At 72.5% G+C, this 14,624-nt stretch carries 12 protein-coding genes; 4 read left to right on the forward strand and 8 right to left on the reverse strand.

Translation table 11 applies throughout. The features are described 5' to 3' along the window. Positions 1 to 31: 31 nt before the first annotated feature. From ACGFN2_RS31085 to uvrB, 4 genes are all read right to left on the reverse strand, one after another. Complete coding sequence (locus tag ACGFN2_RS31085; RefSeq protein WP_362608094.1) at positions 32 to 1,018, reverse strand: TerC family protein; 987 nt, start codon at positions 1,016 to 1,018, stop codon at positions 32 to 34. A 216-nt stretch (positions 1,019 to 1,234) separates the two neighbouring features. Continuing rightward, on the reverse strand, positions 1,235 to 3,328 hold the full coding sequence (locus tag ACGFN2_RS31090) for a TerD family protein (RefSeq protein WP_393365947.1): 2,094 nt from the start codon (positions 3,326 to 3,328) through the stop codon (positions 1,235 to 1,237). Positions 3,329 to 3,428: 100 nt separating this feature from the next. After that, positions 3,429 to 4,007: a TerD family protein gene (locus tag ACGFN2_RS31095; protein WP_362608098.1), complete on the reverse strand. Its 579-nt coding sequence runs from the start codon at positions 4,005 to 4,007 to the stop codon at positions 3,429 to 3,431. Positions 4,008 to 4,236: 229 nt separating this feature from the next. Next, positions 4,237 to 6,369, reverse strand: coding sequence for an excinuclease ABC subunit UvrB (gene uvrB / locus ACGFN2_RS31100; protein ID WP_393365949.1), 2,133 nt, complete (start codon positions 6,367 to 6,369; stop codon positions 4,237 to 4,239). Between the two features lie 699 nt (positions 6,370 to 7,068). Between uvrB and ACGFN2_RS31105 the strand changes: the two genes are divergently transcribed. The 3 genes from ACGFN2_RS31105 to ACGFN2_RS31115 all read left to right on the forward strand — a co-directional run bounded on the left by ACGFN2_RS31105 (position 7,069) and on the right by ACGFN2_RS31115 (position 9,228). Next, positions 7,069 to 7,956, forward strand: coding sequence for a glycerophosphodiester phosphodiesterase (locus ACGFN2_RS31105; RefSeq protein WP_393365951.1), 888 nt, complete (start codon positions 7,069 to 7,071; stop codon positions 7,954 to 7,956). An 83-nt stretch (positions 7,957 to 8,039) separates the two neighbouring features. Continuing rightward, positions 8,040 to 8,633, forward strand: coding sequence for a methylated-DNA--[protein]-cysteine S-methyltransferase (locus tag ACGFN2_RS31110; RefSeq protein ID WP_362608103.1), 594 nt, complete (start codon positions 8,040 to 8,042; stop codon positions 8,631 to 8,633). 52 nt (positions 8,634 to 8,685) lie between these two features. After that, entirely contained in the window at positions 8,686 to 9,228 is a 543-nt protein-coding gene (locus tag ACGFN2_RS31115; RefSeq protein ID WP_393365953.1) for a DUF1697 domain-containing protein, read from the forward strand. 14 nt (positions 9,229 to 9,242) lie between these two features. Here the strand turns inward: ACGFN2_RS31115 and ACGFN2_RS31120 are convergent, their stop codons facing one another. Further along, complete coding sequence (locus ACGFN2_RS31120) at positions 9,243 to 9,704, reverse strand: type II toxin-antitoxin system PemK/MazF family toxin (RefSeq protein WP_362608107.1); 462 nt, start codon at positions 9,702 to 9,704, stop codon at positions 9,243 to 9,245. Positions 9,705 to 9,842: 138 nt separating this feature from the next. On the opposite strand from ACGFN2_RS31120, the gene ACGFN2_RS31125 reads away from it, so the two are divergent. Then, positions 9,843 to 11,273, forward strand: a complete 1,431-nt coding sequence (locus ACGFN2_RS31125; RefSeq protein ID WP_393365955.1) for a WGR domain-containing protein — start codon at positions 9,843 to 9,845, stop codon at positions 11,271 to 11,273. 58 nt (positions 11,274 to 11,331) lie between these two features. On the opposite strand, the gene ACGFN2_RS31130 is transcribed toward ACGFN2_RS31125, so the two are convergent. From ACGFN2_RS31130 to ACGFN2_RS31140, 3 genes are all read right to left on the reverse strand, one after another. Continuing rightward, complete coding sequence (locus ACGFN2_RS31130) at positions 11,332 to 11,970, reverse strand: uridine kinase (protein WP_362608111.1); 639 nt, start codon at positions 11,968 to 11,970, stop codon at positions 11,332 to 11,334. 45 nt (positions 11,971 to 12,015) lie between these two features. Further along, positions 12,016 to 12,936, reverse strand: coding sequence for an IclR family transcriptional regulator C-terminal domain-containing protein (locus ACGFN2_RS31135; protein WP_362608112.1), 921 nt, complete (start codon positions 12,934 to 12,936; stop codon positions 12,016 to 12,018). Positions 12,937 to 13,086: 150 nt separating this feature from the next. After that, positions 13,087 to 14,031, reverse strand: a complete 945-nt coding sequence (locus ACGFN2_RS31140; RefSeq protein WP_393365958.1) for a zinc-binding alcohol dehydrogenase family protein — start codon at positions 14,029 to 14,031, stop codon at positions 13,087 to 13,089. Between the last annotated feature and the right edge of the window lie 593 nt (positions 14,032 to 14,624).

A 14,624-nucleotide genomic window follows, 5' to 3' on the forward strand; every position in this document is an offset into this window, starting at 1 on the left:
GCGGACGCCGTTCCGGGGCCGTGGGCCGGCCTCAGGCGTCGATGCGCTCCTTGGCCGTGGCCTCCTCGGCCGCGGCCTGCTTCTTGGAGGCGCGCAGGCTGGTGATCGTGGTGACGACCAGGACGGCGCAGATGACACCCAGCGAGACCGGAATGGAGATCTCCGGGACGGGCACCCCGGACTCGTGGAGGGCGTGCAGCACCAGCTTCACGCCGATGAAGCCGAGGATCACCGACAGGCCGTACGAGAGGTGGACCAGCTTCTTGAGCAGTCCGCCGATGAGGAAGTACAGCTGCCGCAGACCCATCAGGGCGAAGGCGTTGGCGGTGAAGACGATGTACGGGTCCTGGGTGAGGCCGAAGATCGCCGGGATGGAGTCCAGGGCGAAGAGGACGTCGGTGGTACCGATCGCCAGCATGACGATCAGCATCGGCGTCATCAGCCGCTTGCCGTTCTCGACGATGAACAGCTTGGTGCCGTGGTACGTGTCGGTCGACGGGAAGCGCTTCTCGACCAGCTTCAGGAAGCGGTTCTCCTCGAACTCCTCGTCCTCCTCCTCGGCGCGCGCCTCCTTGATGAGCTTCCACGCGGTCCAGATGAGGAAGGCGCCGAAGAGGTAGAAGATCCAGGAGAAGTTGGCGATGATCGCGGCGCCCGCGCCGATGAAGCCGGCCCGCAGCACCAGCGCGATCAGCACACCCACCATCAGCACCCGCTGCTGGTAGACCGCCGGGACCGCGAACTTCGCCATGATCAGCACGAAGACGAAGAGGTTGTCGACGCTCAGGGACTTCTCGGTGATGAATCCGGCGAAGAACTCACCGGCCGGTGCGGTGCCGCCGAACAGCAGCAGCCCGACGCCGAACAGCGCGGCGAGGGCGATCCAGACACCGGTCCAGATTCCGGCCTCCTTGAGGGAGACCTCGTGCGGTTTGCGGCCGCCGATGAAGAAATCGGCGGCTATCAGGGCGCAGAGACCAAGGATGGTCAGCACCCACAGGTTCAGGGAAACGTCCACTGCTCCTCCGGCAGAGTCGTACGGCACTCACAGCGTCGTCGCTGCCGGAGGTCTCTTCCGCCCCGTCCGCCCGAAGGGGGACGGGACCGACGCCCCGGGATCTCGTCACACTCGCAATCCGTGATGACGGGTACGTCGTGGTGGGAATACTCCCCTCCGCACCAAGAAGCGTAAAGGAAGCCCAATGAATAGTAAAGAGAAAGGTAAAGTCCCTGTTCAGGGGGCTTTTCGGGCGGCCGCGAGCCGGCCCAGCACCTGACGTACCACCTGACTGCCCTTCGGGGCGAGCGGCGGCTCGTACGTCCAGGCGTGGCCCACCCAGGGGTCGGCGAGGTGCGCGTCGGGCACCGGGGTGATCCGCAGCAGGGAGCGCCACAGGGGGTCCAGGACCGGGCCGTGCTCCCGGCTCTGGGCGCGGTCGGCGACCAGCATCAGATGCACCCCGACCGCCGGCCCCTCGTCGGCCAGATAGCGGAGCCGGGTCAGGGCACGGTCGTCGAAGCCGTGCGGGAAGTCGTGCACGATCAGCAGCTGCTCGGCGGTGTCGAGATCCGCCGGCAGATGGTCCGCGGCGCGATGGCGGACGGCCATCTGGACGAGCTCCACCCGCCGGGTCAGCTCCTCCAGGACCGCGGTCACCCCCTTGGCGCCAGGCAGCGGGAAGGCGGGCAGCGCACCGCTCTCCACCAGCGGGGCCAGCGCCGGCCCGGCGGCCCCGTCCGGGTCGATGACCTGGACCGCGAACTCTCCGGCGGGGTGGACGGCGAGCAGCCGGGCGGCGATCGCGACCGCCGACTCCATGGCCAGACGGCGCAGCTCGGCCGCGTCGGGCGGCCCGTCAGTGAGCGCGCCGGGCAGCTCCCGGCGGCCGATGTCGCGCCCGGGGCCGGGCCTGCCGCCGGTGTAGGAGTCGGGGCCGCTGTCGATCCACAGCCCGCGCTCCAGCGGGAGCCGGACCAGCATGGGAACGCGCAGGTCCAGGACCTCGGGGAGGTGCAGATCGCCCAGGCGCAGCGCCATCGGACGCTCCAGCGGGACGTGGTAGCCCTGCCATACGGGGTTGTCCCAGCGGGCGAACGCGGGCGGCAGCGCGGGCTCCACGACCTCCGACTCGGCCGTGAGCTGTGCGAGGTCCCGGTCGAGGGCGGCGCGGGCCTGGGTGACGAGGGTGGCGTGCTTGTCGCGGGCGGCGGCGCGCGCGGCCTCGCCCTCCGTGCCGAGGCGGTTGCGCGGGTCGGCGAGGGCGCGGTCGAGCTCCTGCTCCAGGCGGGTCTCGGCGAAGTCGGCGGCGCTGCGGTAGGCGGCGACCGAACGCGCCAGGTCCTCGAACATGCCCCAGACCTGGTTGTAGAGCCGCTCGTCCATGCTCCAGCCGGCGGCGTCACCGGCCACCGGGAGCGAGGGGCCGTCGGGTGCGGAGGCGCCGGGGGCCGAGGCGGGCGGGCCGGCCGGTGGCGCGGTGGACGGGGCTGGGGCAGCGGGGGCGGGTGCGGGCGTGCCGCGCCGGCGGGGGTGCCGGTAGTCGATGGGGCCGCCGTCCGCCGGGGCGGGCGGCAGGTCTCCGGCCTTGGCACCGGCGGCGGCCTTCGCGCCCGTTCCGGCCCCGGGCCCGGCCGCGGCTCCGGGACGTGGCGGTCCGTCAGCCGTTGTGGCGGGCCCGGGGGACGGCCGGTCCTGGGCGGGGGCGGGAGACGGGCCGGTGCCGGGCCGTTCGGACCGGCCGGCCGCCAGAGGGGCGGGGGCGGGGACCGCGCGGGCCTGCCCCCGCCCGACCGCTTCCTCGATCTCCGCGGCCAGCTCCGCCGCCTGCGGCAGCCCCTGGTCACGCAGCATCGCCGACAGGCCGTCCGCATAGCCCTGGCCCACGGCCCGTACCTTCCAGGCGTCCTGCCGGCGGTAGAGCTCCACGGCGACGACGGCGGACTCGGAGCCCAGACCGGTGACCGTGTAGCGGACCAGGGCGGCGCCGTCGAGTCCGGTGACCGTGACGGAGGGCGCGGCGTCGGCGCCGAAGGCGGCCGGCCCGCCGGTCCCGCCGGGCAGCGCGAGCAGGACACTCACCCGGTGGACGGCCGCGTCCAGCGCGTCGAGATCCACCGCGATGCGGTGCTCGGCGGCCGCCTGGCGGGGAACCTCGATTCCGGTGCGGCGGGGCTGCCCGGGGTGGGCCACCGCCTCGGCGCCGGAGAGCCTGCCCTCCGCGTCGCCGAGGGTGACCCCGGCCACGACGGGGGCGCCCGCCGCCACCCGGATCTCCACCCGGGTCCGGTCCAGTGGATGGTTCTGCCCCCGGACCAGCTCGGCCGTCATCGTTGCTCCCCCTGAAGGTGGTGGCGTTCCCCGGGCCGACGCCGGGCGGGCCCGGAACTGCGGCGGCGCGGCCCGGTGCGCGCTGCCGCGAGGGTGGTGGTTACAGGTGCGGCACGATCGCCGGCACCAGGTCCTGGAAGGTGCGGCCGACGGAGGGCTCGCCGATGGCGGTCATCTGCCAGCCGCTGCCCACCCGGTGGACCTTGGACATGACCTGTGCGGTGTAGTTGCCGCCGCCCGTGAGGGTGTAGCGGGCCAGCTCCTGCCCGGTGGTCTCGTCCACCAGCCGGCAGAAGGCGTCCTGCACCTCGGCGAAGGTCTGCCCGGTGAAGGAGTTGACGGTGAACACGATCTGGTCGATGTGCACCGGCACCCGCGCCAGGTCGACCAGGATCGCCTCGTCGTCGCCGCCCTGGCCCGCGCCGCCGACCAGGTTGTCGCCGGTGTGCCGCACCGCGCCGTCATCACTGACCAGGTGCTGGAAGAAGACGACGTCTATCGGCTTCTTGTCGGCGAACAGCACGGCCGAGGCATCGAGGTCGATCTCGCTGGTCCGCCTGCCGAACAGGCCACGGCGCGGCGCCGAGCGCCACCCCAGCCCCATCCGCACCGCGGTCAGGGTGCCTCCGTCGGACTTCTGCAGGCTGATGCCCTGCCCCTTGGACAAATTGACCGACACGCGCCGTCCCCTCTCTCGTCACTGTCCCCGCCCAGCTTTCCGGCGGCCCTTCGACCCTACGCACGGCGGCGGGCCGGGCACGCACAAGGCCCGCGTTTTGTGGCGCTTCTGCAACACACCGGTCCGCTGAACACACCGCGCTCACGTGCGGCGATGCCCTGCGGCGCGCCCGTACGGACCGGCCGCCCACCCTCCTCGTGCTCCCCCCGGGCGACGCTCCGGCCCCCGTCTACTTCACCCCGGCCTCCCTCATTTGCCGCAGCTCCTTCTTCAGTTCACCCACCTCGTCCCGCAGCCGGGCGGCGACCTCGAACTGCAGCTCCGCCGCGGCGGCGCGCATCCGCTCCGTCATCTCCTCGATCAGCGCGGCCAGTTCGGCGGCGGGGCGGTCCGTCAGCTCCGCTCCCGCCTTGCCGCCCTTGCCCTTCGCCCCCTTGGCGCCGAGCGCCGGGACCGGCGCCTTGCCCCTGGCGTCCTTGGTCTCGGAGCCCTTGCGGTAGCCCGTGCCCAGCAGCTCCTGGGTGTCGATCTCCTCGCGGGCGAGGGTGGCGACGATGTCGCCGATCTTCTTGCGGAGCGGCTGCGGGTCGATGTCGTTCGCCTTGTTGTAGGCCAGCTGCTTCTCCCGGCGCCGGTTGGTCTCGTCAATGGCCTTCGCCATCGCCGCGGTGACCTTGTCGGCGTACATGTGCACCTGTCCGGAGACATTGCGCGCCGCGCGTCCGATGGTCTGGATGAGCGCCGAACCGGACCGCAGGAACCCCTCCTTGTCGGCGTCCAGAATGGCCACCAGGGAGACCTCGGGGAGGTCGAGGCCCTCACGCAGCAGGTTGATGCCCACCAGGACGTCGTACTCACCCGATCGCAGCTCCCGCAGCAGCTCCACCCGGCGCAGCGTGTCCACGTCGCTGTGCAGATAGCGGACCTGGATGCCGAGCTCCAGGAAGTAGTCCGTGAGGTCCTCGGCCATCTTCTTGGTGAGGGTGGTGACCAGGACGCGCTCGTCCTTGTCCGTGCGCTTACGGATCTCGTGCACCAGGTCGTCGATCTGCCCGTCGGTGGGCTTGACCACGACCTCCGGGTCGACCAGGCCGGTCGGGCGGATGATCTGCTCCACGAAGCCGTCGCCCCGGGAGAGCTCGTACGAGCCCGGGGTCGCGGACAGGTAGACGGTCTGGCCGATGCGCTCCAGGAACTCTTCCCACTTCAGCGGCCGGTTGTCCAGGGCGGACGGCAGCCGGAAGCCGTGCTCGACCAGGGTCCGCTTGCGGGAGGCGTCGCCCTCGTACATGGCGCCGATCTGCGGGACGGTGACATGCGACTCGTCGAGGACCAGGAGGAAGTCGTCCGGGAAGTAGTCGATGAGGGTGTTGGGTGCGGAGCCGGGCTCGCGGCCGTCCATGTGCATCGAGTAGTTCTCGATGCCCGAGCAGGAGCCGATCTGCCGCATCATCTCGATGTCGTAGGTGGTGCGCATCCGCAGCCGCTGGGCCTCCAGGTGCTTGCCCTGCTTCTCCATCGTGGCGAGGCTGTCCGCCAGCTCGGCCTCGATGCCGGCGATGGCCTTCTCCATGCGCTCGGGGCCCGCGATGTAGTGGCTGGCCGGGAAGATGTACAGCTCCCGGTCGTCGCTGATCACCTCGCCGGTGAGCGGGTGCAGGGTGGACAGCGCCTCGATCTCGTCGCCGAACATCTCGATGCGCACGGCCAGCTCTTCGTAGACCGGGAAGATCTCGATGGTGTCGCCGCGCACCCGGAAGGTGCCGCGGGTGAAGGCCACGTCGTTGCGGGTGTACTGGATGTCGACGAAGCGGCGCAGCAGCTGGTCGCGGTCGAACTCGTCACCGACCTTGAGCGGCACCATGCGGTCGACGTACTCCTGCGGGGTACCCAGGCCGTAGATGCAGGACACCGAGGCGACCACGACGACGTCACGCCGGGTGAGCAGGGAATTCGTCGCGGAGTGGCGCAGCCGTTCGACCTCCTCGTTGATGGAGGAGTCCTTCTCGATGTACGTATCGGACTGCGGGACGTACGCCTCGGGCTGGTAGTAGTCGTAGTAGGAGACGAAGTACTCGACGGCGTTGTTCGGCAGCAGCTCGCGGAATTCGTTGGCGAGCTGGGCCGCGAGGGTCTTGTTGGGCGCCATCACGAGCGTCGGGCGCTGCAGCTTCTCGATCATCCACGCGGTGGTCGCCGACTTGCCGGTGCCGGTCGCGCCGAGCAGGACGACATCCTTCTCACCCCCGCGGATGCGCCGCTCCAGCTCGGCGATGGCCGCCGGCTGGTCACCATTGGGCTGGTAGGGGCTGACGACCTCGAAGGGCGCCACCGTGCGTTCGATCTTTGATTCGGGCCGCATGGGTTCCACCGTACGACCCGGCACTGACAACCGGCGGTGCTCATGCTCCGACCTGCGGTTCTGCGGCGGGCGGTGGTGGTCGGGGCCCTGCGGTGGGGGCGGGCGGGGCCTGCGGCCGGCGGGGTCCTGCGACGGAGGGCCGATGGCGGGGCGGCGGGGCGCGGCGGGCGCGGACCACGGTCCGGCGGTCGGCGGGCGGCGGTCGGCAGGCCGCGATCCGAGGCGAGTGCGGGACGGTGGGCCCGGCGTGCCCGGTGGGCGCGGAACGCCGCGGGGCCGGGGCCGCTGTGAGGCGCCGCGCGGGGCGCGGCACCCCGCGCGGCGGGATACTCCCGTCCCGCCTGGCGGCCCGTCAGCGAGCGTGCCCCGCCCGCACCCGGAACCCGGCGCGCCGGGCCACCCTGCGAGGCGTTCGACCAAAACCGGTCAGAAGCACGAGGGGTGACGCATCATCGGCCAAGATGCGCGGATGCCGTGGCTCCGGCAAGTTGGACGGCGTCGGAGCGTACGTCTGTGGCACGGCTGAACCGGGCATCCTGCAACTGCGCGACGCTCCACGGAAGACCGGCCACATCTCGTTCAGGTCCCGGACACCACACGACCGCCTCCCGCTACGGCCCGGCTGCGAGCCTCTGTCCGTCCGAACCGGTTCACGTCCCTTCACGTCAGCTCACGTCCACGACGTCACGAGGAGTCCGTATGCGTATTCGCCCCGTCGCCACCGTTGCCGCCGGTGCGCTCATGGGACTGTCCACGCTCGTCCTCTCCCCGACCGCCGCCCAGGCCGCGCCGGCCGGACACACCCCGCTGACGGTCGCCCACCGCGGCGCCTCGTCGTACGCGCCCGAGAACACCCTCGCCGCGATCGACGCGGCCGACCGGCTCGGATTCGAGTGGGTCGAGAACGACGTACAGCGCACCAAGGACGGCGAGCTGGTCATCCTCCATGACAACTCGCTCGCCCGGACGACGAACGTCGAGCAGGTCTTCCCCGGCCGCTCCCCGTGGAACGTCTCGGACTTCACGCTCGACGAGATCGAGAAGCTCGATGCGGGCAGCTGGTTCGGGCCGAAGTTCCACGGGGAGCGGGTGCCGACCCTGGAGGACTACATGGACGAGGTCGAGCACAACGACCAGAGCCTCCTGATGGAGCTCAAGTCGCCGGAGCTCTATCCCGGCATCGAGCTGCAGACCCTCACGGAGCTGCGCCGCGCGGGCTGGCTGGACAAGGCGCATGTGAAGGACCGTCTGATCGTGCAGAGCTTCAACGCCGACGCCATCAAGAAGGTCCACGCCCTCCGGTCGGACGTCAAGACGGGCTTCCTCGGCAACCCGTCCGTCGCCGACCTCCCGAAGTTCGCGAAGTACTGCGACCAGATCAACCCCGTCCACACGGCGGTCACCAAGGAGTACGTCGCCGCCGTGCACGGCCTGCGGGGACCGCACCGCCGGCAGCTGGACCTGTACACCTGGACCGTCGACGACCCGGCGGTCGCGGTGAAGGTCGCCGGTCTGGGCGTCGACGGCATCATCACCAACAAGCCCGACGTCGTGCGCGACGCCCTGGAGGGCCGCAGCAACGGCTGAGCGCCTGGTGGCGACGGGGGACGGGCGGCGCGGGCGCCGTCCGTCCCCTTCGCGTTGTCAGTGGTGCGTCCTACCCTGATCGGGTGACGTATGCAGAGCGGGATTCCGGGCCGGCGACACCGCCGGACGCGGCGCCGGAGGCGGCGGCGCGGCGCGACTGGGCCTGGAGGCGCCTGACGACCCCCATCGGTCCGCTGCTGCTCGCCGCGACGCGGGAGGGCCTGGTCCAGGTCGTCTTCCACGCCGACGAGCGGACGACCCGCGGTGCCCTGGCCCGTCTGGAGCAGCTCTTCGGCGGTCCGCCGCTCGACGGGACACCTCACCTGACGACGGCCGCCGACGAGCTGACCGCCTACTTCGCCGGGGAGCTGCGGTCCTTCACCGTCCCCCTGGACTGGTCCCTCTCCTCCGGCTTCCCCAACCGGGTGCTGCACGCCCTGGCCACCGGCGTCCCCTACGGCAGCGTCGTCGGCTACCAGGACCTCGCCGACCGGGTCGGGGAACCGGGCGCCGCGCGTGCGGTCGGCGCGGCGATGGGCTCCAACCCGCTGCCGGTCGTCGTCCCCTGCCACCGTGTCGTGGCCAGTGACGGCGGCATCGGCGGCTTCGGCGGCGGCCTGGAGACCAAACGCCTGCTGCTGGCCCTGGAAGGTGTGCTGCCGGCTCCGCTCTTCTGACCCCGACCGCCGTCCGGCCTCACCGGGGCCGGCTCCCACGAAGGACCGCGTCATGACCCGTCAGATCGCTCTGCTCCGCGGCATCAACGTCGGCGGCCACAACTCCTTCCCCAAGGCGAAACAGCTGGAGCTGGCCGCTTCACTGGGATTCGAGGACGTCTCGGTCCTGCTGCAGACCGGCAACATCGTCTTCGCCGACCCCGGTACCCCGCCGGAGGCAACGGCCCGGGCGATCCACGACCGGATCGCGGCCGAGCTGGGCCTGACGGTGCCGGTCCTCGTCCGGACCGCTGACGAGCTGGCCGCCGCCGTCGCCGCGAATCCGTTTCCCGAGGCCGTGCCGGAGCCCAAGAGTCTGCACGTCACGTTCCTGTCGGCGGTGCCGGCCGACACCTCCCGGCTGGACGCGCTCGACCTGGCCGCGTTCGCGCCGGACCGGTTCCGGCTGATCGGGCGCGAACTGTATCTGTGCTGCCCCGGCGGCATCGGCCGCTCCAAACTGGCCGACGCGGTGAGCCGGGCCCCACTGGGGGTCACCGCCACGGCACGCAACTGGAACACCGTCACCAAGCTGCTGGCCCTGGCGACCGCCTGAGGGGCCCGGCGCCGTCAGCGCCAGCCGTGGCGCTCGCGCAGCCGGTTGGTGACCAGGTTGAAGCGGCCCCGGTCCAGGGCGCAGGCCTCGCGCCGCATACCGGCCGGGTGCACCCGCAGCACCCGGTCCACGGCCACCCATGAGTCGCGCCCCGCGCGGTCCCATGGGCCGGCCCCTATCGGGACCCACTCCCGGTCGTGGTTGTGGCGCTTGCTGGACAGCTGCACGGCCAGCAGCGTGCCGCCGGTCTCCCGGGCCACGACCAGCACCGGCCGGTCCTTGCCGCGGCCGTCGTTCTCCTCGTAGGGGACCCAGGTCCACACGATCTCGCCGGGGTCCGGGTCGCCGTCCGGGTCCGGCGCATAGGTCATCGTCACGGTGCCGACGGAGCGCGGCCTGGCCTCCACGGTGGCGGTGGGGCCGTGGCTGCCGGGCAGCGCGCCGGGCTCGTCGGATGCAGGGAATGAAGTCGTCACGGGGCCACGCTAACCGCCGTCCGGCAGGCGGCGGTCAGCGGTCCGCGGCCGGCCGTTCCCGGCCGGTTGTCAGTGGTCGGCCGTACGGTTTTTCACAGCGGGGGACGGCCGTCGGGGCCGCCCGGGGAGGGGAGCGCTGTGTCCGGAACCACGACGTATCTGGAGCTGTCGCACGAGGGCGGCGGCGCCCACAAGTTCTATGAGGTGACGGTGCAGGACACGGTCGTCTCGGTGCGCTACGGCCGCATCGGCGCGGACGGCCGGCAGCAGACCTCGACGTTCCCGACCCGGGAGAAGGCGCAGGACGCGGCCGCCAGGAAGGTCGGCGAGAAGGTCCGCAAGGGCTACGCGCCGGCGGTCAGGGGGCAGCGCGCCGCCCGGCCGGTGACGCGCCGCCAGGTCTCCTCCGCACCGTCGACGGCGCGCGCGGTCGCCCCGGTGCTGTGGCGCTTCCGTACGGGCGCACCGGCCTTCGGGATTCACATCGCCGAGGACCGCTGCTGGGTCGGCAACCAGGACGGCGACGTCCACACCCTCGGGCACGACGGCGAGGTGCTGGCGCGCTATCAGCTCCCCGACGGCGTCAAGTGCCTGGTCGCGGACGACTTCTGGATCTACGCGGGCTGCGACGACGGCACGGTCTACGACCTCTCCTCGAAGCTCCCGTTCGCCGCCTACGCCATCGCCCCCGATGTCGACATCTTCTGGCTGGACATCCGCGAGGGCGTCCTCGATGTGGCCGACCGCGACGGCGGGCTGACGGTGATCGACCCCGAGGACGAGTACCAGTGGTCGCGGCGCAGCAGCGGCGAGCACGCCTGGATGGTGCGGCGGGACGAACGCGCCGTCTACCACGGCCATCGGCGCGGGGTGACCGCCTATCGCCCCGACGGCAGCGGGGAGTTGTGGCACACCCCGGTCCAGGGCGCGGTGCTGTTCGGCTGGCAGGAGGACGACGCGGTGTACGCCGGCACGAACCGGCACGTGGTCCAGCGGCTGGCGAAGGACAGCGGAGCGCCGGAAGCCACCTACCACTGCGACACGGCCGTCTACTCCTGCGCCACGGCCCCGGGCGGCCGTTATGTCTTCGCCGGTGACGCGGCCTCCTCGGTGTACTGCTTCGCCGCCGACGGCACCCGCCTGTGGAAGCTGGGCACCGGCGGCGGATCGGCGCTCTCGATGCAGTATCTGGACGAGAGGCTGTACATGGTCACCACCGACGGGTCCCTGGTGTGTGTGGACGCGAGTGACGCGGCCGTCGCCGCCGCCCGGTCGGGCACGGTCCCGGTGGCCCGGGACGTGAAGTCGGCGGCCGCGCTGCCCACTTACACCCCGTCGGCCACGGTGCGGACGGTGGCGTCCGCCGCCGCCTCGGAGATCGTGGTGGAGTGCGTCCAGGAAGGCGGCCGGCTGCGGGTCCACGCCGTCTCCGACGGCTATGAGGCGTCCTGGAACGTGCAGTTCCCGCGCCACATACGCCGCCCCGGGGCGCGGTATGTCGTCGATGACCTGGCGGCGTCCCCGGGCGGCTTCTACCGCGTCCGGGGCGAGATACGGCAGCTCGTCTGAGACCGGGCGACCAGGTGGGGACGGGCGCCAGGGCGGTCCCGGCTGCCGGGCCCGGCGCTCACCGCGGTCCGCTCCAGGCGGGACGGCGGGGGTCGTCGGCCCGTACGACGACGTCCGCCGCCTCCCCGGGCCGGGTCTCGGCCTCGTAGCGCGCGAACGCGGGCAGCGTCCAGCGCTCCCCCTCCGGGGTGCGGCGGGCCAGCGCGGCCGGTGACAGCTTCAGGTGGACGGAGAGATCGAAGGGAAACCAGTGACCGAGCAGCAGCGGACCGTGCAGCAGCAGGACGCCGCCGGGCGGCAGCGCCACGTACGCGCTGCGGGTCGCCCGGTCCGCGACCGGGTCCCACAGGTCCGGGAGCACCCGCCCGGTGCCGCCCGGCTCCAGCGGCTGGAAGACCTCCCGCCACAGCGCCGGCCGGTCGAACCACTCGTCGTGGTAGGCGTCGGGGTCCTCCCGGCCGTATTCGAGCCGCAGCGAGGCGGGGCGCAGAAAGCCGAAGGTGCCGGCCTTGTGCACCGCCCGCCCGCGCAGCCGCAGCGCCTCGGCGAGCCGGTCGGCCAGATCGCCGGGCGCGGCCGCGGGAGCCCCGTCGACGGCCACCCGCAGCCAGGGGCTCCCGTCCTTCGCCGGCATCGCGACGAGCCGCTCGGCGAGCGCGTCGGTGAGCCGTTCCCAGGTGATCGCTTCGAGCCGCACCCCGCCATTCTGCACGGCCGGGCGCGGGCGGCCGTGAGCCGTGTGTCAGGCCTGGTCCGCGTCCGGGCGGGCCGCTCCGTGGCGGCTGAGTTCGGCCGCCGCCTCCTTCGCCGCCTCCACGACCTCGTCGGGAGCCACCGGCATCACGGACTTCTGCTTGAGGAGCAGGACCGCCCCCATGATCGAGCCGTCCCACATGATCGGCGCCGCGCAGGAGTTCCAGCCGGCCATGCACTCCTCGTACCCGAGCGCGTGCCCCAGGTCGCGCACCTCCGCGAGGGACTCCAGCAGCGCGTCGTTGTCGCGGTAGACACCAGGTCCCGCCTGGTCGGGTACGGGCTCGGCCAGCACCCGCTGCTGGAGCACCTCCGGCAGGTAGGCGAGGATCGTCCGCCCGGAGGCGCCGGTGCGCAGGGAGCGCGTCACGGACAGCACGTCGCGCGGCGTCATGCCCAGCTCCGCGAGGTCGGAGTCGCCGACGGCCATGTCGACGCACTGTCGTTGGGCGCCCGAGAACGGGGCCACCATGTAGAGGAACGCCAGCCCGCCGTCGGTGGCGGTGCGCAGTTCGCTGAGCACCGTCTGGGAGATGCCGCCGTCGAGCCGGTGGTCGAGCGCGGTGAAGGCGAGCTGCGCGGCCGAGGTCCGCAGCCGGTAGAGGCCGCGGTCCACCCGCTCGAAGATGCGCTGGTAGATGCCGGACTGCAGGATGCGGTAGACGACGGAGTCGTCCAGCCCGGTGAACTCGGCGATCTCACCGGGCCCGTGGGCGGACCCGCCCAGCTCGGCGAAGGCCGTCTGTACGAGGAAGACCCGCTCGGCATGGCCGGAACCCGACGTCCGGGCACCCTCGGACGGCGCGCCCCTGGACGCCTTCCCGGAGTGGCCCGCGGTACGCGGCGCCACGCCGGTGGCGGGCACGGCGGCCGAGGCCGGCGATCCCGTGGCTGTGGTGCTGTGACCCATGGTGTGCTCTCTCCCCTGGCAGTGATCCGCGCCCGAAGGCGCGCGGCATGTGCGGTACGGGCCGCCCCCGTTGCCCGCTGTGTGCGCGGGACGGCCCCGGGGTGCGCTCCGCCGGCCCTTGTTCCCCTCCGGTGTCCCGGGTCACCCGTGTTACCGGGTGACGTCGAGCGCGAGTTTCCCGGTCGGGGTGCGTGCGGCCAGCTCGTGGTGCGCCCGGGCCGCCTCCCCGAGCCCGTAGACGCCGCCGGTCCGCGGCGTGAGGGTGCCCGCGGCGACCGCGTCGAACAGGGCCCGCATGGAAGTCGGCAGCGCCGTACGGTCCGCGTAGAGCTGCGGCAGCCAGAAACCGGAGACGGTGATGCTCCGTTCCATCAGCTCCCGGGTCGGCACGCTCGCCAGCTCGCCCCCGGCGTACCCGTAGACGGCGAGCCGGCCGCGCGGCGCCACGGCGGCGAGGGTCCGGGCGAAGGTGGCGCCGCCGGTCATCTCCAGTGCCGCGTCCACGGGGCCGCCGGCTGCGTCCAGGATGCGCTCGGTCAGGTCCTCGGCGGTGGAGTCGACCACCGCGTGGGCGCCCCATTCCCCGGCCAGTCTGCGCTTCTCCGGGGTGCCCGCGAGACCGATGACCCTGGCGCCGGCGTGTGCGGCGAGCTGGACGGCCAGCGAGCCGACGCCCCCCGCCGCGGCCGGCACGACCACGGTCTCGCCCTCGGTGAGGCGCAGCGAGGTGAACAGCAGATGCCAGGCGCTGTTGCCCTGCAGCGCCAGGGCGACGGCCTGTTCGTCGCTGATGGCGTCGGGGACGTCCCAGGTGACGCGGCGGTGCAGCGGCGTCCGTTCCGCGTATCCGCCGCCGCGGCAGAGTCCGACGACACGGCGTCCGCCGTCCACGGTCCCCACGACCTCGTTGCCGGGCACATAGGGCAGTTCGACGGGCGCCAGGTAGGAGTCCCCCCGGACGTGCACGTCCGCGTAGTTGACGCCGGCCAGGGTGACGTCGACCAGCGCGTGGCCGCCGCGCGGTGCGGGCTCGGGCACGTCCTCGAGCCGCAGCACGTCCGGGCCGCCGAATTCTCGCATCACAATCGCGCGCACGACTCTCCCTCGGGTTCTCCAGTGCGGTGCCCGCACAGGGTAGGCACGGCGGCCAACTGGCCGAGAGGGCCCGATCATTTCGCGCCAACCATGTGCTGCTCCTGGCTGCGGTGCTCCTCTCCCCGCGGGCTCTTCTCGCCGACTTTCTCGTGTCGCGAGAAAGCGCCACGGCGGTTTCCGCCCATTGCGCCGTTTTGCTGCACATCTACCCAGCGGTATCCCCGGGGTGGCTGCCTCGTGTCTCTCGCTCAAACCCGGCTGTCGGAAGTGATCGACGCCGCCTACGATCCGGAATGTGTCCGCCGTTGCCCAGAGGTGACGGCCGCGTCCCCCGGGGCGGAGCACGCTCCGCGAGGCAGTTGCGCCCGCCCCTCGCGTCCGGTGAAACGGACGGGTGGCGGAGGAGGACGTGGCGGTGCGCGGGGCGGGGCGGGCACGGCCCGAGGGGGAATCATGATGGGGAAATCGGGGAGCGGGGGGGGCGGGGGGGGGCCCGCCCGCCCCCCCCCCCAACCCCCCCCCCCCCCCCCCCCCCCACCCCCACAACGCCGCCCCCCCCCCACCCCCCCGACCTAAGATGAGGCCCCCCAAAC

Source organism: Streptomyces sp. NPDC048612, from assembly GCF_043199295.1.
Classification (GTDB): Bacteria; Actinomycetota; Actinomycetes; order Streptomycetales; family Streptomycetaceae; genus Streptomyces.